The sequence below is a fragment of the Collinsella aerofaciens genome, from assembly GCF_018785245.1.
In the GTDB taxonomy this organism is placed as follows: domain Bacteria; phylum Actinomycetota; class Coriobacteriia; order Coriobacteriales; family Coriobacteriaceae; genus Collinsella; species Collinsella aerofaciens_AD.
Genome location: NZ_WQPL01000011.1, coordinates 1 through 24,662 on the forward strand (window position 1 = coordinate 1; position 24,662 = coordinate 24,662).

The following is a 24,662-nucleotide window of genomic DNA, read 5'->3' on the forward strand; positions in this document are numbered from 1 at the left end:
ATTGTCGCAGCCCCGACCCGCGGTCACGAGCGGGGGCTCCTGTCGTTTCCGTGCCCTCGGATTGGGTCATAGTGTCTGTCCGTCCTCTACCTGCGGCGGTCTTCTAGCAGAAAAACCAAGTGAGTAGGCTTTTTGCAGGAGGCCAAGCACGCCCCAAAACGCCACAGCTCTGACCTGCGGCTTTATCGATCATTTGTCGCGATGTACTCGGCCAGTTCAAAAAAGTCTACTCGCTTGCATCCGAGACACACCAGATAGGCAAAAACCGCCGCGAAAGGGCCTCTGGTCCCTTCGCGGCGGTCATACGCCTCTGGTTTTGCGACGGTTTTGCCCGCTTGTTACTCGCTGTGGCAGGTGGCGATGGCGGCTCGCACCATGCCGGTGCTCATGAGGTAGGTCACCAGGAAGTAGCCGCCGTAGGATGCCAAGAAGATCGCACAGGTGAGGCCCACCGTGCCACCGATGCTCATGTGGCCGAACGTGCTCACCAGGTCGATAATCACCTCGAGCGCCACAAAGGAGTGCGCCAAGCCCACCGCCAACGGGAACAGGAAGAACACCGCTTGCTGTGCCATCACCGAATGGCGGATCTGGCGGTCGTCGCAGCCGATCTGCGCCAGCACACGATAGCTGCGGCTGCCGTCGGCCACATTGGAGAGCTGCTGGATCGACAGAATCGCCGCGCATGCAACGACCAATACAAAGCCGATGTAGATGGCTAGGTAGCTAATAAGACCGTTCATTTGCGCTGCTTGCACGTACATCTCGGAGCGTGTGATGAAGAGTCCCCACGACCCCGGCTCCTTGCCGTCAACGAGCAGATTGTCGAGCGCAGTGTATTTAATGCTCTCGTCTGCCTCGGTCGTATCCATCCCCTGTTTGTAGTTAACGAGCAGGCTGCTGGAATACGGTTGCAGATTAAGTTGGGACAACAGCTCGTCGGCAACGACGACGGTACCCGGATTACTGCCCATCGCCGAGTTGGCGATGGCCGCCGTATCTTCGTCCGACTTATCGGTTGCGGGCTTGAGCGTATGCCCGCCCAAGGTAAGGGCATGGCCGCCAGCCATATACTTGGTGTACATGTCGACCAGCTCGCCGCCCAAATCACACGTGAGCAAGTACTGGTCGCGACCAATGCTCACCGGCTCCTTGCCCATCATCTGACGCAATTTGTTGTACTGACTTGCCGGCGTCACAGACAGGCCTGTCGTGTTGGCGTTGCTACCCTCGAGCGCCTTGGGGAGCTTTTCGCCCATGGTCTTGCACATCTCACCTGGAGTCACCGAAGGATCCGAGCCGCCAAGCGGATAACTCAGATACGAATCGATCTGCACATGCTCACCGGCAACATCGGCGATATTGACCTTCTTGCCGGTCTCGACGCTGTTGTCCGCCGACTTACCATAAATACTCTCCGTATCATTGTCCGGATCGACAAGCTCACCATGCCACGCAGAGTACAAGTCGACCGTTGCGTCAGCCGGCACCATACGATCGGCCTCAGACGGGTCAGCATACTCTTTGTAACGGTCGAGATCATCGGGCGTGTAATAGCTATACGTCTGCGACATATCGGCCGGCGTATAGCGCTCCAGATTCTCGTTCATCACGTTGGCAATCGACATGCCGCACGTCACCGAGGTGATGGCCAAAAACAGGATCATCGCGATGACGCCCATCGAAAAGCACACCGTGTTGACCTTGGCCGCAAGCTGGCGCACGGTAAACATGTTGAGACCGCGCCAATACACACCGCGCAGGCTCTGCAGCAGCTTGATGAGCATGCCCGAGAGTCCCCAGAACAGGGCAAAGGTGCCCACGGTAACCATAGCGGTCGTGATGCCAAACTGGTTCATGCCCTCTTGCAGCTTGCTGTCCGTCGCGGTGAGCGGGAACCCATCACGTAGCAGACGGTAATAGGCCACGCCCACCAGCACCACGCCCACGGCAAAGATGGCAATCGCAATCCAGGGGTTGCGTGTCTTGATGCTCTCGTTGCGACGTTCGGCACCCATAAGCTCGATGAGTTTGGTACGACGCACGGCGAGAAGGTTCAGCAGCAACGTGAGCACAAACATTACGAGCATGCAGGCAAGGGTCAGGTTGAACGCATGCACCGAGAAGAAGAAGTGGAAATTGGCGATCTGTGTCTTAAAGAGCGAGGCCGTAAAGAATACCATGAGCTGAGAGAGCCCCACGCCCAGCACGATGCCGGCGACAAAGGCGCCGACCGAAATGATCACAGTCTCGAGCGCCATAATCGTGGCGACGCGCCCGCGCCCCATGCCGAGTACCTGGTACAGGCCAAACTCCTTTTTGCGGCGTTTCATGATGAAGTTATTGGCGTACACCATCAAAAAGGCCATGACGCCGGCCAAAAAGTACGTGAGGTAGCCGAGCATGGTACCCATGACCTCGGACAAGCCCGCTTCCTCGATGCCGGCGATGTCGACCTGCATCGAGACGGTGTTAAAGGCATAGAAGACCGTGACGCCCAGGGTGAGCGTCAACAAGTAAACGAGGTAGTCGCGGCCGGCGCGGCGGACGTTGCCCCAAGCGAGTTTACAGAGCATCGGAGCCCTCACCGCCCATCATGGCAACGACCTCCATAATGCGGTCGAAGAACTCTCGGCGGTCGGTGTCGCCGCGGCGCAGCTCGGTGAAGATCTTGCCGTCGCGAATAAACAACACACGGCTCGTGTAGCTGGCGGCAAAGCTGTCGTGCGTGACCATGAGCACGGTGGCGCGCAGGCGGCGATTCAGGGCCTCCAGGCTCTCGAGCAGCAGGCGAGCGCTCTTGGAATCGAGGGCGCCGGTGGGCTCGTCGGCCATGATCATGGTGGGGTCGGTGACAAGCGCGCGACAGGCGGCAACGCGCTGCTGCTGGCCGCCGGACATCTGGTAGGGATACTTGTCGAGCACCTGGCTCACGGACAGACGCGCAGCCACGTCCTGCACGCGGGTCGAGATCTCTGCCGAGTTTGTGCGGGCAATGGTGAGCGGCAGGGCGATGTTCTCGCGTGCCGTGAGCGTATCGAGCAGGTTGGAGTCCTGGAAGATAAAGCCGAGCTCCTCGCGGCGAAACTGCGAGAGCTTGGCCTGCTTCATGCGTGTTACGTCCTGACCGTTAATGCGGATCGTGCCGCTCGTGGCGCTATCGATGGTCGAGACGCAATTGAGCAACGTCGACTTGCCCGAGCCCGAAGCGCCCATGATGCCAACAAATTCGCCGCGGTTGACGGTAAAGCTGACGTCGTTGAGCGCGCGGGTCACGTTGCCCAGCGCTCCGTATACCTTTTCGAGATGCGCGACCTCCAGTACCGGGGTCGCCATGTGCGTGGTTTGCATACCGAGTCCTTTCTTGCAATTAGTCTACGGCATCTATAGTCGCAAGAAGACGAGTCGGCTACCATCGATATGGCTTACGCTTGCCTTACCGTTGTGTAAGGTAGGGGTAGTCTTTTTGGGACGGGGCTTTTTTAGCTACCCCATCCGTAGCCTTCGAAACATGGGGGCGCATTTGACATAGGGCAGCTAAAAAAGCCCCGTCCCAAAAAGACTACCCTGCCACTTGTTGATGTTGAGGGAGGACTCCTGTTGAAGACTGTTCATGTTGCCGCTGGGATCATTCGCAAGGAAGGATCCGATGAGCTGTTTGCCGTGCAGCGCGGCTATGGCGACATGCAGGGACTTTGGGAGTTCCCCGGCGGCAAGCTCATGCGCGGCGAGACGCCCGAGGACGCCGTACGCCGCGAGCTCATGGAAGAGCTGCAGGTGAAGGTCACCAACCTGCGAGATTTCTATACCGTTGAGTACGACTACCCCGATTTTCATCTCTCCATGGAGTGCTACTACTGCTCGCTGGCTAAAGAGTCTGGCGAGCCCCAGAAGCACGACCGCCAGCTCGATATCCGCTGGATTCCGCGCACCTCGCTTGCCACCGTTGAGTGGATGCCCGCCGACAAGGGACTCATTGATGCCCTAATTGAGTTGAAGGAAGACCGGCTTGAGGCCAACGGCGTTGCCAACGACGCCGAGGCCACCGCGACCGACGAGCCCGCCACCAAGCCCAAGCGCGCACCTAAGCGCCGCAGCAAAAAGCGTCCAAAGCCCGGTCTGTTGGACGGCATCGACACCTCGGACCTTTCCGCCGACGAGCGTGAACTCGTGCGCCGTCGCGCCGCCATCAAAAAGTCCATGAAGGGCAACAAGCGCGCCAACACCAAGCCCGAGCTGCTCGTTCGCCAGTGCCTGCGGGCAGCAGGCCTTACGGGATATCGCTTGGAATGGAAGGTTCCCGGCAAGCCCGACATCGCCTTCCCCGGGCGCAAGATCGCCATCTTCGTCAACGGTTGCTTTTGGCACCGCTGCCCCAAGTGCAACCCGAGCCAGCCCAAGCGCAACGTTGAGTTTTGGGAGGCAAAGTTCCGTCGCAATGTTGAGCGCGACCGCGCTGCCGTGGCAGCACTCACTCAAATGGGCTGGACGCCCATCACCGTCTGGGAATGTGAGCTCAAGAAAGACCGCATCGATGCCACCATGGAAAAGGTTATCGAGCAGGTGCGGGCTGCAGAGCCGCAGCGCTAGGAGCGAGCCGTTCACACACCCCGCACAGGCGAGCCACATCCGCGCCACAAACCTTAGAAAGCCCTTAAGCTCAAAACCTTTCAAAAGTGTTACTCGATACCTCTGACCTGCAGTTTCATCGTAACATCAAACCAGGTTAAGCCTTTCTTTAGCGCTTCTTTGCAGCAGCCGCGGCATAATACTGCCAACGCACGGGACCTAGCAGCACACCCCGTGCGCAACCTTTTGGTGGACATCGAGGAGGCCGCATAAGCATGCATTCTTCCAATGACGCAGCACAGCAGCCATCCCTAAAACATGCAAACCTTTTCTCCTTCCCCCCGACACAGAGAAACGGCCTCCTCGACTCCCCAACCACAAAAGCCAAACGCTCTGCAGACCAACACCTCAACCTGCAGACATCCTTCGAAAAACTCCAAGCCTCACTAGACCAGGCATTCCCCAACCAAGCCCGGGCATACTAATCCCCCATCAGCAAAGAAGCCCTAACGCCCCACCCATTTCCGCCCTAACGCCACAAGGGCAATCGAGCAGGACGGCTTGGGCGGGTCCCCGTACTTAGTTTCCAAAATCATTCCGCAGCGCGAAGGCCCCCGTCGCCAACGCTTCGTAGAAGCGAGGCAACGGGGGCCTTCATGCGCGAGGACGTTTTGGAAACTAAGTACGGGGACCCGCCCAAGCCGTCCGGTGGGATCGGAGTACCCTTGCTGTTACTCTGCCTTGCCCACAGAGTTAAGGTTGGTCATGCGGATCTTAACCAGCTCGGTGATCTCACGCATGCCCTCCTTGGCCGGCTTCTTGGGGTCGAAGCAGGCGGGGTTCTCGGCCATGTAGGCCATGAAGCCCTTGGTGTAGGCCTGACGCAGCTCGGTGGCGTAGTTAACCTTGCAGATGCCGTTCTTCACGGCCTCGGCGACCTGCTCATCGGGCACACCGGAGGTGCCGTGCAGAACCAGCGGCACGTCGACGGCGTCGCGGATGGCCTTGACCACGGACTGCTCGATGTGCGGATCGCTCGTGTACACACCGTGGCTGGTGCCAACGCCAATTGCGAGGGAGGTGCAGCCGGTACGCTCGACGAACTCCTTGGCCTCGGCAGGATCGGTGTAGGGGCTCTCGCCCTCAACCGCGGGACCGTCGTCCTCCTTGCCGCCAACCTTGCCAAGCTCGGCCTCGACGGGCACGCCCATGGCGCGGCCAGCATCGGCGACGGACTTGGTCAGGGCAATGTTGTCCTCGAAGGACTCGTGCGAACCGTCGATCATGACAGAGGTGTAGCCGGTGCGGAAAGCCTGCATGCAGCGGTCATAGCCATCGCCGTGATCGAGGTGCAGAGCGACGGGCACGGAAGCGCGCTCGGCGGCAGCCTTGACCATGCCGTAGAAGTAGTCCAGACCAGCGGTCTTGATGGTGCCCGGGGTGGTCTGCATGATGACGGGGGACTTGGTCTCCTCGGCAGCGGCCAGAACGGCCATAACAAACTCGAGGTTCTCGACGTTGAACGCGCCGACGGCGTAGTGGCCGGCCTGAGCGTCCTTGAGCATCTTTTCGGTGGTAACAAGTGCCATGAGCGTTTGCTCCTCTCCATCGCCCGCATCTGGACATCGGGCGTACGTGTCCGCAAGGCCTATTACCTTGCGTTTTGCTGCGCTCATTGTATGAAAATCGACGGTGTCGCACGTGCGGAATATCAAGTGCGCGCAGGTCAAAACGCTTATTTTTGAAAAGCAAACGGAAGAGATTGGAGCCGAGCGAACGTGCTCGATATTGAGTTTTGAGTGTCGAATGTCTTTCTTTTATAGAAAAGATAAGTAATCGAAAGGCGTTTTCTTACTCAAAAAGAAAATGAACGAAAATAGATTCAACACAATTCCTGCAAATTAATGTGAGAATGGAGCAGCTATGGCCCATGCGACAACCCGAGCCTTCGCCGATGAGCGTCGTGCCGCCATCATGGAGATGCTCGAGCACAACGCCTCGGTGCAGGTAGCAGAAATCGCCCAGACCTTTGGCGTGTCCTCCGTCACCGCCCGCGCCGACCTGGACGCGCTCGCCGAAGCAGGCAAGCTGCGCCGCACACATGGTGGTGCCGTTTCGCTTCACAAGCGCCTGACCGTCTCCACGCAGGATCGCCGCATCAATGTCAACGTCGCCGCCAAGCAGGCCATCGCGCAAAGCGCCATCGAGCTCGTCAATGACGGCGACACGCTGCTCGTCGACTCGGGCACCACGGCGCTCGAGTTCGTCCGGCTCCTCGATCAGCGCGACGGTATCACCGTCATCACGGCCGACATTACCATTGCCGATTACATCGACGAGAGCATGCCCTCAGTCGATGTCGTCATGCTGGGCGGGGCGCTGCGCAAAGGCCATCGTTATTTGTACGGACCGCTCACTATGCAGGCGCTCCAAATGGTCCATGCCGATCTGGCCGTCATGTGCCCCGGCGCCTTTGTCCCCAGCTGCGGCTTTACGACCGACTTTCCCCAGATGGCCGAGACCAAAACGGCTATGATCACCGCGGCCCATCAAAGCGTCGCCCTCATGGACGCCAGCAAGGTTAACGGACGCGGCATGTACCGCTTTGCCGAGCTTGCCGATGTCGACTCCATCGTGATGGACCGTGACCCCGACCATGCCGTCGCCACCTCGATCGCCGAGGCCACTGACAGCTCACGTCCAGCCCTCGTCATCGCCGGCGCTTAAACAAAAACCACCACAAAGGTGCCTGTCCCCTTTGTGGTGGTTGTGATGGTTGAGCGTCAAAAGTGAACGTGTCGCTACTTGGACAGCTCGTCGGCGAGGACCTCGATCTGAGCGCGCGAGGCGTCGTTGAGCGAGCCCAGCACAGTCACCTTGTTCTGCGTCAGGGTGATGTCCTTCATACCCTCGAGCTCCTTGGTCATAACCTTGGCAGCCGCAGGCGCCCAGGAACCGGACTCGACAAGCGCCACCGTACGGTTCTGATAGGCGTGCTCGGCAAGCGTGTGGATAAAGGTGCTCATGAACGGGAAGATCTCGCCCTGATAGGTGATGGAGGCGAGCACCAGACGGTCATAGCGGAACGCATCCTCAACGGCCTCGGCCATGTCGTCGCGAGCCAAGTCAAAGACGGAGACCTTCTGGCCGCGAGCCTCGAGCGCAGATGCAAGCTCCTCAACGGCGGCCTTCAGATGGCCGTACACGCTCGCATAGGCAATCGTGATGCCCTCGTCCTCGGGCTGATAGCTCGACCAGGTGTTGTAGGTGTCGAGGTAATAGCCCAGATTCTCGGTCAGCACGGGGCCGTGGAGCGGGCAGATAATCTGAATGTCCAGGTCGGCGGCCTTCTTGAGCACAGCCTGCACGAACTTGCCGAACTTACCGACGATGCCAAAGTAGTAGCGGCGAGCCTCGCAAGCCCAGCCCTCGGGATCCTCGATGTCGTTGGCGCCAAACTTGCCAAAGCCGTCGGCACTAAAGAGCACCTTGTCGGTGGACTCGTAGGAGAAGATCACCTCGGGCCAGTGAACGTTGGGGGCGCCGATAAAGGTCAAGCTGTGGCCGCCCAGGTCGAGCACGTCGCCCTCTTTGACGACCATCTTGCGCTCGGGGAAGTCGGTGCCAAAGTAGTTGACCATCATGCGGAAGGCACCCATGCTAGCCACAATCTGGGCCTGGGGGTAGCGCTCCATAAAGGCAGCGATGCCGGCGGAGTGATCGGGCTCCATGTGATGGACGACCAGGTAGTCGGGCGTACGGCCATCGAGCACGGCCTCGAGGTTGCCGAGCCACTCGTCGACAAAGTCAGCGTCAACCGAATCGGCGACGGCGATCTTGTCGCCCAAGATAACGTAGCTGTTGTATGCCATACCGTTCTCGGACACGTCGTACTGGCCCTCGAACAGGTCAATGTCGTGATCGTCGACGCCAATGTAGCGGATATCCTTGGTGATCTCCATCAGGCAAAGCCTCCTAGATAGACAAAAGAGCCCGTCTATCATAACACTCGCCTTCATAGCCACGGCTATCTGTCAGCATCCTTACCGATTGTTTTTGAGGCGGAATATACCGCCGTTCACCTGCACAAACTATACGTGAGGCGCTGCCGTGGTATGTCGAACGATAAGCTGACCGGGAATGCGAATGGCGACGGTTTTATCCGTTGCCCCCGCCTCGGGAACCGCATGCTCGAATACCTCGCGTCCGCGCTGATGCAAATCGAATCGAACGGTCGTGAGCTCGTTATGCGCGACAAAGTCGTCGAGCGAGTCATCGACGCCCACCACGCTTACGTCCTCGGGCACGCGCAAGCCGCTATCGCGCAGCGCTGCAATTGCGCCATTTGCCATCTGATCGTTTGCCGCGTAAATCGCCGTCATGGTGCGGTCGTGTTCGGCCAGATACCTACCGGCCTCGTAACCGCTGTTGGCAGACCAGTCTCCCTCGAGCGGCTCTGCCGGCTCGATGTGTTTACGCTCGAGTGCATCCTGCCAACCGGCGCGACGAAATTGTTCGTCAACCGAGAACGACGGGCCGCCAATATAGCGAATTTGCTCGTGCCCCAGCTCAAACAGGTGGTCCATAAGCAATAGCGAGCAGCCGTAATGGTCGGAATCGACCGTGGTCACCCGCGGATGCGCGTACATGGTAACGATGACCGTACCAATGCCCGGCAGTGGATCAAACGTCTCAAAATCAGGCGCCATGCGACTCATGCCGATAATGATGCCGTCCACGGGCAGTGCGGCCATGCGACGCGTTGCCTCGGCAAGCGAAAACTCCTCGGTCTTGGACATCTCGACCAGCGTGATGGCGCAATTATGCTCGCGAGCAGCGCTGGCGATGCCGTCGATCATTGAGAGGTTGCCAAACTTGGTGACATCGTTGACGCACAGGCCGACCGAATGGTAACGGCCGTCGCGCAGCGAGCGACCGGCATAACTCGGACGAAAGCCGAGCTCTTGCATGGCGGCCTGCACGCGTTGGCGCGTCTGCTCGTTCACGTTGGGCAAGCCGTTTGCGACGCGCGAAACCGTCTGCTGTGAAACGCCAGCAGCGCGGGCGACGTCGGCCATGGAGACCGGACGCGTGCCTGTATCGTTGGACGGGCGCCTTGCCACAGAATCACCTTCACCCTTGCGAGATCTGAATAGCGTGAATGCCGGCCGAGCAAAAATACACCCCGCGCCGAGGACCGCTATCGTCGGACGCATGTTAACGTACTCTACTTTTTCTATCTGCATCTCTTCTGCTTTATAAGTCCATACGGCACTACCGTTCACGGCCGAATATCGACCGATTACCAGATTCTCAAAAAGTGACAAGCGATGTGTTATGAGTACGTTAACATAGCCCGTAACGTGCGGTGTCGAGAACACTTGGTTCATGCCGCTTCAAGTTGTTAACGTACTCATAACGACGCAAAACTCATCCGTGCGCGCCAAGGAAAGGACTCCCATGACCACCCCCGACGAAAAGACACTCGCCATGCTCACTAAGCTGTTTGAGGAGGAGTTTGGCCCCATCGGCGACCGCCAGGTGCTCTACGTGCACGCGCCCGGCCGTTCCGAGATCAGCGGCAACCACACCGACCACGAGGGTGGCCACGTTATAGCCGGCTCGCTCGATGTCGCCGTTGACGGCATTGCCGTGGCGACCGACACCAACAAGGTCCGCGTTGCCGATGAGGGCTATCCCACCTTTGAGATCACGCTCGACACGCTGGATATTCAAGCGTCCGAGAAAGGCACGTCCGCAAGTCTCGTCCGCGGCATGGCCCACGAGATTGCAGCCCTTGGCGTTGAGCCCCACGGCTTCGACTTTGCCTTTACCTGCTCCGTCCCCTCGGGCGGCGGCCTTTCCAGTTCTGCCGCCGTCGAGGCCGCATACGGTCGTGCCATGGAGACGCTCTGGGGCGCACCCGCCATCGAGCCCGTCGCGCTCGCCCAGATGAGCCAGCGCACCGAAAACAACTATTACGGCAAGCCCTGCGGTCTGATGGACCAGGCCGCTGTGTGCCTGGGCGGCCTTGCCTACATGGACTTTGAGGACCAGACTCAGCCTAAGACCCAGAAGCTCGAGCTCAACTTTGAGGATCACGGCTATGCGCTCGTGCTCGTTAAGGTCGGTGCCGATCACGTGGCCGCCACCGACGACTACGCCGCCGTTCCGCGCGAGATGCAAGACGTCGCCGCCGAGTTTGGCAAGGCACGCCTGTGCGAGGTCGACGCTGCCGACTTTGACGCCAAGCTCCCCGAGCTGCGCGCCAAGCTGGGCGACCGTGCCTGCCTACGCGCCGTTCACTACTGGTACGAGAACGGCTTGGTCGACAAGCGCTGGGCGGCCCTGAACGCCGGCGACATCGACCAGTTCCTGGTCCTGACGCGCGAGTCCGGCGCCAGCTCTGCCATGTACCTGCAGAATGTTGTTGCCAAGCTGGGCTCCGAGCAGCCTTCCATGTACGCGCTTGCTCTTGCCGAGCATGTGCTCGACGGCCGCGGCGCCGTCCGTATCCACGGTGGCGGCTTTGGTGGCACCATCCAGGCCTTCGTGCCGCTCGACCTGGTCGACACCTTCATTGCCAAGATGAACGGCTGGCTGGGCGATGGCTCTGCCCGTCATTACGCTATCTCTGACAAGGGGGCTTACGCGGCATGGCTGTAATGACTGATGTGCGCGAGACCGTGCAGGACCTCATCGAATATGCCATCCACCGATCGATGATCGGACAGGACGATCGCATCTGGGCATACAACACCATTCTCGAGTGCATCGGTGCTACGGGTCCCGCGCTCGACATGACTTGGGCGCTGCAGAACGAGAGGCTCTCGCTCTTGCACCCCAATACCCTGCCCGACTTTGACCTGGAGGGCACGCTTGCCGCGCTTTCCGAGGCTGCCGTTGCCAACGGTGCTGCCGAGGACACGGCATCGGGCCGCGACCGCATCGCCATGCGCATCATGGGCGCGCTCATGCCGAGGCCTTCGGTTGTAAACGAAGAGTTCAACGGCCGCATGGGCGTCAACGAGCCCCGCGCCGCGACCGACTGGTTCTATGGTCTGTGCTGCGACGCCGGCTACGTGCGCCGCGCCGCCATCGCGCGCAACATCAAATGGAGCACTTCCACCAACTGGGGCGATCTTGAGATCACCATCAACCTGTCGAAGCCCGAGAAGGACCCGCGCGATATCGCCGCGGCAGGCGCAGCCAAGAATACGGGCGAGAAGTATCCCGCCTGCCAGCTCTGTATCGAAAACGAGGGCTATCCCGGACGCTCCGCCGCAGCCGACGGCGGCGCCCATCCCGCCCGCCAGAATCTGCGCGTTATCCCCATTGAGCTCGACGGCGAGCGCTGGGGCTTCCAGTACAGCCCGTACGCGTACTTTAACGAGCACTGCATTGCTATGAGCTCTGAGCATCGCCCGATGCACGTCGACCGCAAGGGGCTGACCTGCCTGCTCGACTTTGTGGACCTGTTCCCGCATTACTTTATTGGCTCTAACGCCGACCTGCCCATCGTGGGCGGCTCGATTCTGTCGCACGACCACTTCCAGGGCGGCGCGCACGAGTTCCCCATGATGCATGCCGCCGAGGTCTCGCAGTTTAGCGTGCCCGGCTTTGACCAGGTCAGCGGTACCGTGTTGCAGTGGCCGCTCTCGGTGCTGCGACTGCGTTCGCCCGACCGCGCCCAGCTGCTCGACGCCGCCGAGAAGATTATCCTTGCCTGGCGCGAGTGGACCGATGAGTCGGTTGGCGTCGTCGCGCACACAGCCGATGGCGTGGCGCACAACACCGTGACGCCCGTCATCCGCCGCGTCGACTCCCGCGGCAATGCCGGCGGCGAAATCTACGAGGCCTACCTGGCGCTTCGCTGCAACATCACGACCGACGAGCATCCGCTGGGCGTATTCCACCCGCATGCCGAGTACCACCACATTAAGAAGGAGAACATCGGCCTGATCGAGGTCATGGGCCTGGCCATTCTTCCGCCGCGCCTGGTTCCCGAGCTCGGCGCTGTCCGCGAGCACCTGCTGGCGGCCAAGGTCGATGCCAGCTACGACCTTGGCGCCGCACTCGAGGGCGATGACCTTTGCCGCAACCACGCCGCATGGGCCGAGGATGTCTTTGCACGCCGCGCCGATGAACTTACGACCGACAACGCCATCGATATCCTGCACGAGGAGGTGGGCGTGGTGTTTGGCCACGTGCTCGACAACGCCGGCGTCTTTAAATGGGACGAGGCAGGACGCGCCGCCCAGCAGCGCTTTATCGACTCGCTGTAGAGCACAGACCCGGACGCTCAACGGCAGCCCCCACGACATAGCCACCTACACGACAACGGCGCCCGCCGGCAACATCGCCGGCGGGCGCCGTTTTCTGATGCAAGGGTAGCTAATTTGCACCAAAACAAGGAGTGTTCCAAACTGCCGGCAGAGAAGGAGCGCCCCAGGTGCCGACCTAAACCCCACATTATTCGATGGAAAAACGTGGTTACCTCCCACATTATTCGATGGAAAAACGTGGTTTACTCCCACATTTTTCGATGGAAAGACCAAGACGGTCTTATACTAACCATGATCGTTAGGGGGCAGTATGCAGCGACAGCTAATGGACGAACTCATCGCTTGGAAATCTAGGGCAAACCGCAAGCCCCTCCTGCTTAAGGGGGCCCGCCAGACGGGAAAAACCTGGCTTCTCAACGAATTCGCAGGCCAGCAGTATCAAAACGTCATCCGTTTTGACTTTATGCTCGAACCGGGCGCACGTTCGCTGTTCGACGGAAGCCTTGACCCCAAACGCATCATCTCCCAGATAGAGCTCCTGCGCGGCCAGACCATAACGCCGACAGACACGCTCATCATCTTCGACGAAATCCAAGAGGCACCGCGTGGCATCACCTCGCTCAAATACTTCAACGAGCTGGCGCCGGAATACCATATCATGGCAGCCGGCTCCTATATGGGGCTCGCGCTCCGACGCGAAAACGAGTCGTTCCCCGTCGGCAAGATCGACCAGCTTACCATGCGCCCCATGGGGTTTGTCGAGTTCGTTCGTGCCGTCGATGGCGATCCGCTCGCAGATGCCATCCTTGCCGCAGACATGGACCTGCTGGCGAATGTTTCCGAAAAGCTCGAGCGCCTGCTCAAGGAATACCTCGTTGTCGGTGGCATGCCAGAAGTTGTCTCCGCTTTCGCCGCCTCCCACGATTTCATCGAGGCCCGCAGGCTTCAGCAGCAAATCATCGAAGCTTATGAATCCGATTTTGGCAAGCATGCGCCAGCCCGCATCGTCGAGCGCATGAGGCTGGTTTGGAAATCCCTTCCCGGCCAGCTCGCAAAGGAAAACAAGAAGTTCGTCTACGGCGCGCTTCGTCCCGGGGCGCGCGCACGCGATTTTGAGGAAAGCCTCCAGTGGCTCATGGACTATGGAATCGTTCATAAGGTACCACGTGTTTCCGCCCTAAGAGCACCGCTCACAAGCTACGAGGATCTCTCGGGCTTCAAGCTGTTCTGCAACGACACCGGCATCCTCGGAGCACTCTCCGGCCTCTCGCCAGCCATTGTTCTGAACGGGCCCGCTGTTTTTACGGAGTTCAAAGGCTCGCTGACCGAGCAATACGTCGCACAGGAGCTTTTGCTCCAAGGCAAAACTCCCGCGTATTGGTCATCCTCCTCCGGCAATGCAGAGACTGACTTTGCCATCGACCATGCGGGGACCGTGCTTCCGCTCGAGGTCAAGGCGGCAGAGAACCTCAAAGCAAAGAGCCTGAGGATTGCCTGCGAGAAGTTCAAGCTCGAGCGCTGCGTGAGAACATCGTTAGCGGCATATAGAGACGAGGGCACGCTCGTCAACATTCCGCTCTGGGAGATTGGGCAAATCGACAAGCTGGCATAGGCGCTGTGGAGGGGGTGTCCCGTAAGGAGTGTCCCAAACTGCCGGCAGAAAAGGAACGTCCCTATCTGCCGCATTCCCGAAGCAAGGCAACGCCGATGTCTTGGAAACGACAGAGCGGGCGGGCCGCATTTGAGACAAGGTGACGTGAAACGAAAGGGCGCTGACCTTCTGGTCGCGCCCTTGAAGTTGAACGTCAGATTGTCCAAATGCGGCCCGCGCGGCGTCGGTAGGTTACGGCGTTTGGTAAAACGCCGTAACTCGACGCCGTAACTCTAAAGCTCCGTTACTTCAACGTTGTTGAAGATCTCATCCCAGCGGTCCATGACCAGGTGACCGGTCTTAGGATCCATGGCGTTGAGCTTGCCACAGGCATTGGCGGTCTTGAGCACCGTGACATCGTCGGCACCAGCAGCAATGGCATGCGCAAAGCCGGCGATGGTCGAGTCGCCCGAACCCGTCGCGTTCACAGCCGCAATCGCGGGCGTCTTGGCGCGGAACGCGCGACCCTCATGGAAGCCCACCGAACCGGCAGCGCCCATCGATACGACAACCCAGGGGATACCGGCAAAGCGGCCATCGGCGGCAAGCGCCTCGCGCAGAGCATCGACATCATCGGTCGTAAAGGACGTACCCAGCAGGCCGTTAATCTCGGTCAGGTTGGGCTTTACGAGCTCAGGCTTAGCGTCGGACTCCAGCGCGGCCTCCAGCGATGCGCCCGAGGTGTCGAGCAGCACCTTGGCGCCCGCCTCCTCGGCTATCTTGACGAGCTCGGCATAGTAGCCGGCATCGACGCCACGCGGCAGCGAGCCCGAAAGCGTCACAACGTCCGCCTTCGCTGCAAGCTCGGCGAACTTGACCGTAAAGGCCTCGAGCTCGGCTGGGGCGATCTGCGGGCCGCTCTCCAGCAGCTCGGTCTGATTACCCTCGTGCAGAATATTCAGGCAAATACGCGTCTCACCGGCGATGGGCACAAAGTCGTTCTTGACGCCGTCGGCATCCATAAGCTCGGCCATATAGGCACCCATGTGGCCGCCGAGCAGACCGGTCGCGAGCACATCGTCGCCCAACTGCAGCAGCACACGGCTCACATTGAGGCCCTTGCCGCCAGCGGTCTTTTCGGGCGTCACACGGTTAACATCGTCGATGATCAGCTTGTCGAGCTGATAGCGCGTATCAATCGACGGGTTCATGGTAACGGTCAGAATCATGTTGAACTCCTGTTCCGGGGCGGCATAACCCGCCCCAAACATACGATAACTCGTTAAAGGATCTCGATCTCAAAGCCGCGGGTGACGGTCTCTCCCGGCTTGGCCACCAGGCAGCCGCGCTTGTGCTCCAGGATATCGTCCTCGTCGGAGCAGGTGGACAGACCACCCCACGGTTCAACAGCCACAAAGTCGCCCTCGGGCTTGCTCCACACAATCAGGTACGGCATATCGGGGAACGTCAGGCGCACGCCCTTGTCCTCGGTTTTCTTGGTCAGCGTAACCACGCGGCTCTCGAGCACGTCGAAGATGGTCTCCGCGAAGTCAAAGAGTTCATGGGTAAGCGGCAGGTTCTGGCCGATCATGGGGTTCTTGCTGCGATGCTCAACATCAATCAGGCCCGTCGAGGGAACGGCAGTGCAGAGGTCGGTGGCCTCACGCTGCTCAAAACGAAGCTCGTAGTCGTCATAGGACTCGCCCTCGTCGAGCGGGCACTTAAAGCCGGGGTGACCGCCCACAAAGAACGGCATGTCCTCGGTGCCCTCATTGGTCACCTCGTACGACACGGCCACCTTTTCCGAATCGATCGTGTAACGAGTAACGATCTTAAACGGATACGGGTACTGCTCGAGCAACTCGGCATGGTCGGTAGAGCTTAGGCTCAGCGCAACCATGTTGTCGCTCTGTTCCTCGAGCTTCCACTCCTGTTTGCGCGCAAAGCCGTGGCGGGCGAGCTTTACCTCGCGGCCGCCCATGGTCATTGCGCGACCGTCACGAAGACCGCCGCAGATCGGGAAGCAAATAGGTGCCTGGCCCGACCACACCGCCGGATCGCCCTGCCACAGATACTCGCGACCGTCGGCCACAATTGAGGTGAACGAGCCGCCCGCCGTGCTCAGTGCTACGCGGATAGAACCGTTATCAAGAACAAACTCCATAGGAGCCTTCCCTTTCTTACGACAGCCCGCCAAGTCAATAGGGCTGATAGAAAACCGGCCCGCGCCCCCTCACAGAAACGCGAGCCGTCAACGGACTAGTTAATTACGCCGGATACCCGCTAGTCGTGGTACTCGCCGCGGTCCCACTTCTCGAGGAACTCGTCAAAGAGGTGCGGGTCAGCCTGAGCCTCGGCGTCGGCCTTATTGCAGGCGTCGATCTTGGCGATCAGGGCGTCGTGCTCGGGAGTCTTCTCGTAGGGCTCCTCCAGGAAGGCAAGCATGATATCGGCCATCAGGAACTCGCCGGTGATCTTGCCACCAAAGCCCACGATGTTGGCGTTGAGCTCGCGACGGGCATACAGGGCAGAGGTCATGTCGCGGACCAGGGCGCAGCGGGCGCCGGGAACCTTGTTGACGGCGTTGGTGATGCCGATGCCGGTGCCGCACAGGGCCACGCCAAAGTCGGCCTTGCCGCTGGCAACAGCCTCGCCCACGGCCTTGCCATAGATGGGATAGTGCGTACGGGTGTGGCTGTAGGTGCCGCAGTCGAGCACCTTGTAGCCAGCCTGCTCCAGGCGGTCGGCCAGATAGATCTTCTCGTCCGTAACGATATGGTCGCAACCGATTGCGATGGTCTTCTTCATCAGAACGTCCTTTCGTCTGAATTCACAAGTTGAGGTAGAAGTTCGAGTTCTCGGTGGCTCTCGTTAGGCCATCTTGTTGAGCATGTCGACACGGATCTGGTGACGGCCGCCGGCGTACTGGGCACGCAGGAACTCGCGGGCGATCTTCTTGGCGACCTCGGTGCCCACAACGCCCGGGCCCATGGTGACCATGCGCGAGCCGTTGTGCTCGCGGGTCATGTAGGCGGAACGCTCGTCGGAAATGTTGGCGACGACCATGCCCTTGATCTTGACGGCGGCCATATAGGAGCCGACGCCGTACTTATCGAATGCAAAGCCCTGGGAATCCTTGTGCTCCAGCAGGTCCTTGGCAACGGCGGTCGCGGAATCGACAAAGTCCGCGGCAGGGGTCTCGGAATAGTCGACGACCTCGTGACCGTCGGCGATGAGCATCTCCTTGATGGACTCCTTCATCGACATACCGTCGGCATCGGAAGCGATTACAACCCTCATGACATCCTCCTTGAGAGATACGCAGGTGCGTAGTTTCTGTTTGGAAGTGTTGAATCGCGTTCAGGTCCGGGCATCTGAATGTGCGGTTCTTCACTGTTCGTGTTTATTTGAACACATTCGAACACCGACTGCAACAATAATTTGTTTATCTTTGTTCTTTTTTGAACAAATACCGTTCACGAATGATTGCCGACCGTCTGGACCCGGCGCGGACGTAGCGACCGCGTATTCAACAAACAAAAGGGCGGCCGAGAACGTGTCTCGGCCGCCCTTCGGCAGTATGCCCCGGTATATACAGCTGTTTTAGTTACTCGGACTGCCCGCCCTTCTTGGTATGCTTGGACGGAGCACTCAGGAAGCGGCCCGTCAAATAGTTCGCGGGACCGGAGATATCAATCCCCAGCAGGGTGTGCCCCAGCCACAAAAACGCCGCGAGCACCAGCAATGGAATCACGCACGAGGTCACGATCATCACGATGACGCCTTCGATAAGGTCGGTCACCTGCTGCACAATTTCATCGGTCATCTGCTTGGCGCCGCTGGTCACCGACGTGACGAGACCCGAGGCGCCGTCGGCAAGCTGCTCAAGCACGTTCTTGGACTCTGTGGACCCAGTATTTTTCTTGCTTGCTTTGGAGCTATCGCTATTTGCCGCACTCGCAGCGTCGGCCGCCTTTTGCTCGGCCGCCTCGATGCTAACGTGATACGTTTCGTCGACCTTCTGCGACACCCAAACGCTTGCAGGCACCAACGCCATGCCAATTATGGCGACCACCAGCACACGCGTTGCCACGCGGCGAATGACCGCGCTCGTGCTCCAGCGTCCGTGAATGCCAAGCGACACCGCGAAGAGTACGAGCGAGAACGGAATCAGGATGCCCAGCCCGACCGACCATAAAATGGTCAGCAGATATTTTTCGAGGTAGAGCACGGCAAGCACGATACCCAAGTTTCCCGAAAGCTGCGCGAGCTGCTCGGCAACTGGCGTTCCCGTATCGCCCGGCAGCGCAGTGATACCCGCAGATAGGGCGACGCACGAGGTTGTGAGCGCCAAAACATTGCCCTTCTTTTGATCGATGACCTCGATGGTGGAGTCCCAAGTCTTGGTATCGGCAAAATGCGGACGAGCTACAAAGCCCGACAACAGCGCCAGTACCACGAGCGCAACGATAAAGCCAATCTGCAGCTTTTTGTTTGCGCACACGACATCGGACAGGCTGGGCTGCAGCTCGGTTACCGTCGTATGCTCGGTTATCTGGACAGGACGCCCATGAGCCATCTCGTGCGCATCTGTCTTTTGAATCAATCCGTTGTCCGGCATTTGGACACCTCCTCATTCCGGCCTGCATTGCGGATGGAAGTATACCCACCCATCGAAAAACCGAACGGAAGGGCGTGCAGAAGCTCCAAGACTGCCCCCAACGACTAGTCGTTTAAGAACACCCAATGACTGTCTCGGGATGAGTTGCGGTGGAATAGGGATTGTTTTGCGCCCGTCGGCCCCTATTCAGTCCCCATTTCACCGCAACTTGGAGGAGGACAGAAAAAGCCCTGCCGCGGGTAGCGGCAGGGCTTTTGGAAGGGGACTTGGTTGTGAGGGCTCGTTAGGCGAGCTTGGCCTCGAGCTCGGCGATGCGCTTGTAGGCATCGATGGTAAAGCGTGTCTGCTTCTCCAGAATCATAGTGGTCATGAGAGTGTCCTGAGCGTGAGCCATGATGAAGGTCATCTCCATCTCGCCACCGCCGGCCTCCTGCGAAAGCAGCTTGGTCTGCGTGTCGTGGGCACCGATGAGCGCATCGCTGGCATCCTTGTGCAGCTGCTCGGCCTTCTCAAAGTCACCCTCGCGAGCAGCATCGAGCGCTGCAAGCAGATCGGTCTGGGCGTCACCTGCGTATGCGACAATCTCGAATCCAACCATCGAGATTTCTTCTTTGGTTGCCATGTTGCGTTCCTTTCACATATGAACCAATGGAGAGCATCGCGTCCGGGCATACGCGCTGCGTTGTGTATGACAGAAACAATAACATTCAAACAAAAAAGAACAGCTCAAAACGTAATTTCGAACTATGAACGGTCACTTTTCGCCCGTGAACGGTTTTTAAACCAATCTGAACAATATCGAACACAATTAGCGACAACCCAAACAGGGCCGCACCCTAACGCAAATCGCGCACCGTATCGCCCTCTACAAGCACACCGGGGATCAGCATGTGCTCCACGCCAGACGCACCCCCATCGGCGCCGGCAATCTTGTCGACCGCCCACATGCCGACGCGCTTGTTGTCAAAGCGCACCGTGGTCAGGCGGCAATCGGGCACGATATCGCCCAGGCTGTCATCAACACCCACCACGCTCACGTCCTCGGGCACACGCCTTCCGCACGACTCGAGCCCGCGAATGCAGCCGTATGCCATGGCATCGTTGGAAGCATAAATGGCCGTACAGGTCGGATCTTCCGCCAGAGCCTGACCGGCAGCATATCCGCTCTGTGCCGTCCAATCCCCACGGACGAGTCGCGGCGGCTCAATTCCATGCGCGCGCAATGTCTCGCGCCAGCCTTCCTCGCGCCGCATGCCCGAAAGCGAGCGCTCGGGACACGAGATAAAGTGCACGGTTTTGTGCCCCCGCCCCAGCAAGTACTCGACCACCTGGCGCGAGCAATCGAACTGGTCGTTATCGACCGTTGAACAGAGCGGATGCTCCAGCATCGTAACGAGCACCGTCTGCATGCCGGGCAGCGGCTCGAAGGTGCCAAAGTCCGCCGGCATGCGATTCATGATCACGACCATGCCGTCTACCGGCAGCGCGCTCATGCGCGACGATGCGCTCTCGAGGGTATACGGATGCCCATCTACTTTAGTGAGGGTGATGGCATAGCCATGTTTGTCGGCCGCGGCGGCAAAGCCCTCCATACGGTCGAGGTTGCCGGTGCCGGTAATGTTGAACATGGCGACACCGACGGTCTTAAACTTGCCGCGGCGCAGCGATCGACCGGCAAAATTGGGACGATACCCCAGCTCGCGCATGGCGGCACGCACGCGCTCCTTGGTCTCGGGGCGCACGCTGGGCGAATCGTGCACCGTACGCGAGACCGTCTGCTCCGAGACGCCCGCGAGACGCGCCACGTCCTTAACGGAAACCGATTTTTTAACAGCGGCCATAGGTCGATCTTTCTATGTCAACGATGCCATTGGCGGCACCCTACGCAGTCAAATGAACGCCTTCAAGTATATCCAACACCTCCCCCACAATACGTTTACCACCCAAAACCTACCGTTCACCGACAATCTTGCTTCGCCGAACGGCTTTTGTCGCGCAAATGTTAACGTTGCCATTGCGCAAACACAGAGCCACCGGGCGGCTCAAACGTTTACGCCTAAGGAATCGATGGTTCGCAGGCACAGGAACCACTGATTCGCGTCTTTTTTTGTGTCGCAAAATGGCAACGTCAACATTTTGGCAACCGAACGCCAAAAGCTACCATCGTTGCTAACCCACCGACTCTTAGGAGCATTGCATGGAGCAACTCATCGCCATCATCGAAAAGGGCCAGCCCTTTTTCAACGCGATCGCCCGCAACAAGTACCTCAAGGCGATCCGCGACGGCTTTATCTCCGTCATCCCCATCATCATCTTCTCGTCCATCTTCTGCCTGGTAGCCTCGGTCCCCAACATCTGGGGTTTCTATTGGCCCGATGACATCAACAACGCCCTGTGGAAGTGCTACAACTACTCCATGGGCATCCTGGCCATCGCCTGTGCCGCCACTACTGCCAAGCACTTCGCCGACGCCCAGAACCGTGACCTGCCCAAGAACAACCAGATCAACTTCATCTCGTGCATGTGCGCGGCCATCATCGGCTTCTTGCTCCTTTCGAGCGACACCATCGCCACGGACGCCGCCAGCGGCTTCAACACCACCTATCTTGGTTCCAAGGGCCTGCTAACCGCCTTCATCGCTGCGTTTGTGACCGGCATCATCTACAAGTTCTTTATCAAGCGCAACATCACCGTCAAGATGCCCGAGCAGGTTCCGCCCAACATCTCGCAGACCTTTAAGGACATCATCCCCTTCTCTGTCTGCATCACCGTCTTTTGGGTCTTTGACATCGTCTTCCGCGCTGCCTTTGGCATCTGCTTTGCCCAGGGCGTCATCCAGGTGTTCCAGCCCCTGTTCACCGCTGCCGACGGCTACATCGGCCTTGCTGTGATTTACGGCGCCATGAGCCTGTTCTGGTTCGTCGGCGTCCACGGCCCCTCGATCGTCGAGCCTGCCATCGCCGCCGCCCTCGTTGCCAACATGACCGACAACCTGGCTGCATTCCAGGCCGGCGAGCACGCCTCCGCTGTTCTGACGCAGGGCGCCCAGTACTTCGTCGTCTGCATGGGCGGCACCGGCGCCACACTCGTCCTGGTCTTTATGTTCTGCTTCCTGGCCAAGTCCCAGGAGATGCGCGCTGTCGGTAAGGCCGCCATCGTCCCCGTGTGCTTTGCCGTCAACGAGCCGCTACTGTTCGCCGCGCCCATCGTGCTCAACCCCGTCTTCTTTGTCCCGTTTGTCTTTGCCCCGATCGCCAACATCTGGATCCTCAAGATCTTTATCGACTTCTTGGGCATGAACGGCTTTATGTACACCCTGCCCTGGACCGTCCCCGGCCCCATCGGCACCATCATGGGCCTGGGCTTCCAGCCGCTCGCCTTTGTGATGCTCGCCCTTATCCTGGTCGTCGACTTCGTTCTGTACTACCCGTTCTTCCGTGCCTACGACGCCCAGAAGTGCGCCGAGGAGGCCGAGATTTCCCAGGAGGAGCTCGCCGCCAAGAACGCCGAGAAGGCCGCCAAGCTCAACGATGCCTTCCAGGGCAAGGCTGACGCCAAGAGCGTTGCCGCCGGCGCTGCTGCCGAGGCCGTGAAGGCCGGCGCCCCCGCCGCTCCCGCCGCTGTCGCCACTGAGGCAACGACCGCCAGCGACCTCAACGGCAAACGCGTACTCGTGCTCTGCCAGGGTGGCGGAACCTCGGGCCTGCTCGCCAACGCGCTGGCCAAGGCCGCCAAGGAGCGCGGCATCAATCTTGAAACCGCTGCCGAGGCATATGGTAACCACGTCGACATGCTCCCCGACTTTGACCTGGTCGTCCTGGCCCCGCAGGCCGCAAGCTACCTGGCCGACCTGCAGAAGGACTGCGAGCGCGTGGGCAACAAGTGCGTCGCCTGCCGCGGTAAGCAGTACATCGAGCTTTCCCAGAACGGCGATAAGTCTCTCGCCTTCGTAAGCGAGCAACTCTCGAAGTAAGTAACGCTCAGGGCCAGCCGACCATCCAAGACCGGCTGGCCCTTCGATTTAGACGATTGGATCATCATGTCCGTTAACCCTGCTAGCGTCACCAACCCGCCTGCGCAGTTTCCCGAGGACTTTGTCTTTGGCGGCGCTACCGCTGCTTACCAGGTAGAGGGCGAGACCCGCACCCACGGTAAGGGCAAAGTCGCCTGGGACGACTTCTTGGAGGCCCAGGGGCGCTTTTCCCCCGATCCCGCTTCGGACTTCTACAACCAGTACCCCGTCGATCTGGAGCTGTGCGAGGAGTTCGGCATCAATGGCATTCGCCTCTCCATCGCCTGGAGCCGCATCTTCCCCAACGGTACCGGCGAGATCAACCCCGAGGGCGTGCAGTTCTACCACGATCTCTTCGCCGAGTGCCACAAGCACCACGTTGAGCCGTTTGTCACGCTGCATCACTTCGACACGCCGCTTGCCCTCTTTGAGAAGGGCGACTTCCTCAACCGCGAGACCATCGATGCCTTTGTGGACTTTGCCACCTTTTGTTTTAAGGAGTACGCCGACCAGGTGACCTACTGGTTCACCTTTAACGAGATTTGGGCCGATGCCTCCAACACCTACATCGAGGGCACCTTCCCCGGCGGCGTCAAGGCGCATCTGGCCGAGGCTTTCCAGTGCGAGCACAACATGATGCTCGCCCACGCCAAGGCCGTGCTGGCCTTCCACAACGGCGGCTTTAAGGGCAAGATCGGCGTCATTCAGTCGTTGGAGTTTAAGTACCCGCTCAACGAGAACGACCCCGCCGACATCAAAGCCGCCAACAATGAGCACGTGCTGCAGAACCAGTTTTTGCTCGACGCCACCTTCCGCGGCGACTATGCGCCCGATACGCTCGAGTGCGCTAACCGCCTGGCAGCCATCTCGGGCGGCACCATCGAGATCCTAGACGAGGATCTGGAAATCATGCGCGAGGCCGCGCTCTACAACGACTACCTGGGCGTTAACAACTACCAGTGCCGCTTCTTGAAGGCCTACGATGGCGAGAACGACCTGCACCACAACGGTACGGGCGAGAAGGGCACCGGCCGCTGGCGCGTCAAGGGCATTGGCGAGCACGTGAACAAGCCCGGCATCCCCACCACCGACTGGGACTGGATCATCTATCCCGAGGGCCTGTTCGATCTGCTCGTCTACATTAAGCAGCGCTACCCCAACTACAAGCAGATCTTCATCACCGAAAACGGCATGGGCTACAAGGACCCCTACAAAGACGGCTTTGTGGACGACCAGCCGCGCATCGACTACATCGAGCAGCACCTGCGATGGCTGCTCAAGGCCATGGAAGTCGGCGTCAACGTGGGCGGTTACTTCCTATGGAGCCTGCAGGACCAGTTTTCCTGGACCAACGGCTACAACAAGCGTTACGGCTTCTTCTACGTTGACTTTGAAACCCAGAAGCGCACGCCCAAGGCAAGCGCCTACTGGTACAAGCACGTGGCGCAGACCCGTCGTCTGGACTAGTGACTGACGGGGTTGCCCGCTCACATAGCCTGTCCCCATTTCTCAGCCGGGGGCGGCACGTCACACGGCGCGCCGCCCCCGGCCTTTTTGTGCAGGTCGGAAGCCGTTTGTCTCGAT

The 24,662-nt window shown here is 59.5% G+C and carries 19 protein-coding genes; 7 read left to right on the forward strand and 12 right to left on the reverse strand.

Features of this window, described 5'->3' with window-relative positions; genetic code table 11:
• Positions 1-338 precede the first annotated feature (338 nt).
• Positions 339-2,576 carry an ABC transporter permease gene (locus tag GPK39_RS02360; protein WP_215673630.1) on the reverse strand — a complete coding sequence of 746 codons (2,238 nt, stop codon included), beginning with the start codon at positions 2,574-2,576 and terminating at the stop codon, positions 339-341.
• Positions 2,566-3,351 carry an ABC transporter ATP-binding protein gene (locus tag GPK39_RS02365; RefSeq protein WP_276571281.1) on the reverse strand — a complete coding sequence of 262 codons (786 nt, stop codon included), beginning with the start codon at positions 3,349-3,351 and terminating at the stop codon, positions 2,566-2,568. The genes GPK39_RS02360 and GPK39_RS02365 overlap by 11 nt, the downstream gene beginning before the upstream one ends.
• 249 nt (positions 3,352-3,600) lie before the next feature.
• Here GPK39_RS02365 and vsr point away from each other — a divergent pair, with 249 nt between their 5' ends.
• Positions 3,601-4,590: a DNA mismatch endonuclease Vsr gene (gene vsr / locus GPK39_RS09450; protein WP_252204558.1), complete on the forward strand. Its 990-nt coding sequence runs from the start codon at positions 3,601-3,603 to the stop codon at positions 4,588-4,590.
• Positions 4,591-5,300: 710 nt separating this feature from the next.
• Here vsr and GPK39_RS02380 read toward each other — a convergent pair.
• Positions 5,301-6,158, reverse strand: a complete 858-nt coding sequence (locus GPK39_RS02380; protein ID WP_022095149.1) for a class II fructose-bisphosphate aldolase — start codon at positions 6,156-6,158, stop codon at positions 5,301-5,303.
• A gap of 334 nt (positions 6,159-6,492) precedes the next feature.
• Between GPK39_RS02380 and GPK39_RS02385 the strand changes: the two genes are divergently transcribed.
• Positions 6,493-7,296: a DeoR/GlpR family DNA-binding transcription regulator gene (locus GPK39_RS02385; RefSeq protein WP_215673631.1), complete on the forward strand. Its 804-nt coding sequence runs from the start codon at positions 6,493-6,495 to the stop codon at positions 7,294-7,296.
• A gap of 74 nt (positions 7,297-7,370) precedes the next feature.
• On the opposite strand, the gene GPK39_RS02390 is transcribed toward GPK39_RS02385, so the two are convergent.
• Both GPK39_RS02390 and GPK39_RS02395 read right to left on the reverse strand, forming a co-directional pair.
• Positions 7,371-8,531 carry an FprA family A-type flavoprotein gene (locus GPK39_RS02390; RefSeq protein ID WP_252204571.1) on the reverse strand — a complete coding sequence of 387 codons (1,161 nt, stop codon included), beginning with the start codon at positions 8,529-8,531 and terminating at the stop codon, positions 7,371-7,373.
• Between the two features lie 129 nt (positions 8,532-8,660).
• On the reverse strand, positions 8,661-9,647 hold the full coding sequence (locus tag GPK39_RS02395; protein ID WP_195503300.1) for a LacI family DNA-binding transcriptional regulator: 987 nt from the start codon (positions 9,645-9,647) through the stop codon (positions 8,661-8,663).
• Positions 9,648-10,029: 382 nt separating this feature from the next.
• On the opposite strand from GPK39_RS02395, the gene GPK39_RS02400 reads away from it, so the two are divergent.
• The 3 genes from GPK39_RS02400 to GPK39_RS02410 all read left to right on the forward strand — a co-directional run bounded on the left by GPK39_RS02400 (position 10,030) and on the right by GPK39_RS02410 (position 14,466).
• A complete protein-coding gene (locus GPK39_RS02400) occupies positions 10,030-11,235 on the forward strand; it encodes a galactokinase (RefSeq protein ID WP_215673633.1) in 1,206 nt (401 codons plus the stop codon).
• Positions 11,235-12,854, forward strand: coding sequence for a UDP-glucose--hexose-1-phosphate uridylyltransferase (locus tag GPK39_RS02405; protein ID WP_215673650.1), 1,620 nt, complete (start codon positions 11,235-11,237; stop codon positions 12,852-12,854). Before GPK39_RS02400 ends, GPK39_RS02405 begins: the two co-directional genes overlap by 1 nt.
• Before the next feature lie 310 nt (positions 12,855-13,164).
• A complete protein-coding gene (locus tag GPK39_RS02410) occupies positions 13,165-14,466 on the forward strand; it encodes an ATP-binding protein (protein WP_215673634.1) in 1,302 nt (433 codons plus the stop codon).
• 272 nt (positions 14,467-14,738) lie between these two features.
• Here the strand turns inward: GPK39_RS02410 and GPK39_RS02415 are convergent, their stop codons facing one another.
• The 7 genes from GPK39_RS02415 to GPK39_RS02445 form a co-directional block, all read right to left on the reverse strand.
• Positions 14,739-15,674: a hexose kinase gene (locus tag GPK39_RS02415; RefSeq protein ID WP_215673635.1), complete on the reverse strand. Its 936-nt coding sequence runs from the start codon at positions 15,672-15,674 to the stop codon at positions 14,739-14,741.
• Positions 15,675-15,727: 53 nt separating this feature from the next.
• Positions 15,728-16,609 (reverse strand): aldose 1-epimerase family protein, encoded by an 882-nt coding sequence (locus tag GPK39_RS02420; protein WP_215673636.1) that lies wholly within the window; start codon positions 16,607-16,609, stop codon positions 15,728-15,730.
• A 119-nt stretch (positions 16,610-16,728) separates the two neighbouring features.
• Positions 16,729-17,253 (reverse strand): galactose-6-phosphate isomerase subunit LacB, encoded by a 525-nt coding sequence (lacB, locus tag GPK39_RS02425; RefSeq protein ID WP_215673637.1) that lies wholly within the window; start codon positions 17,251-17,253, stop codon positions 16,729-16,731.
• Positions 17,254-17,316: 63 nt separating this feature from the next.
• Complete coding sequence (gene lacA / locus GPK39_RS02430; protein WP_006234830.1) at positions 17,317-17,745, reverse strand: galactose-6-phosphate isomerase subunit LacA; 429 nt, start codon at positions 17,743-17,745, stop codon at positions 17,317-17,319.
• A 307-nt stretch (positions 17,746-18,052) separates the two neighbouring features.
• Positions 18,053-19,066, reverse strand: a complete 1,014-nt coding sequence (locus tag GPK39_RS02435; RefSeq protein ID WP_215673638.1) for a hypothetical protein — start codon at positions 19,064-19,066, stop codon at positions 18,053-18,055.
• Positions 19,067-19,349: 283 nt separating this feature from the next.
• Positions 19,350-19,688: a PTS lactose/cellobiose transporter subunit IIA gene (locus tag GPK39_RS02440; protein WP_006234827.1), complete on the reverse strand. Its 339-nt coding sequence runs from the start codon at positions 19,686-19,688 to the stop codon at positions 19,350-19,352.
• Between the two features lie 214 nt (positions 19,689-19,902).
• On the reverse strand, positions 19,903-20,907 hold the full coding sequence (locus GPK39_RS02445; protein WP_215673639.1) for a LacI family DNA-binding transcriptional regulator: 1,005 nt from the start codon (positions 20,905-20,907) through the stop codon (positions 19,903-19,905).
• 356 nt (positions 20,908-21,263) lie between these two features.
• On the opposite strand from GPK39_RS02445, the gene GPK39_RS02450 reads away from it, so the two are divergent.
• Together GPK39_RS02450 and lacG are read left to right on the forward strand one after the other, a co-directional pair.
• Positions 21,264-23,039 carry a lactose/cellobiose PTS transporter subunit IIB gene (locus GPK39_RS02450; RefSeq protein WP_215673640.1) on the forward strand — a complete coding sequence of 592 codons (1,776 nt, stop codon included), beginning with the start codon at positions 21,264-21,266 and terminating at the stop codon, positions 23,037-23,039.
• A 66-nt stretch (positions 23,040-23,105) separates the two neighbouring features.
• Positions 23,106-24,545 (forward strand): 6-phospho-beta-galactosidase, encoded by a 1,440-nt coding sequence (lacG, locus tag GPK39_RS02455; RefSeq protein WP_215673641.1) that lies wholly within the window; start codon positions 23,106-23,108, stop codon positions 24,543-24,545.
• The last annotated feature ends 117 nt before the right edge of the window (positions 24,546-24,662 follow it).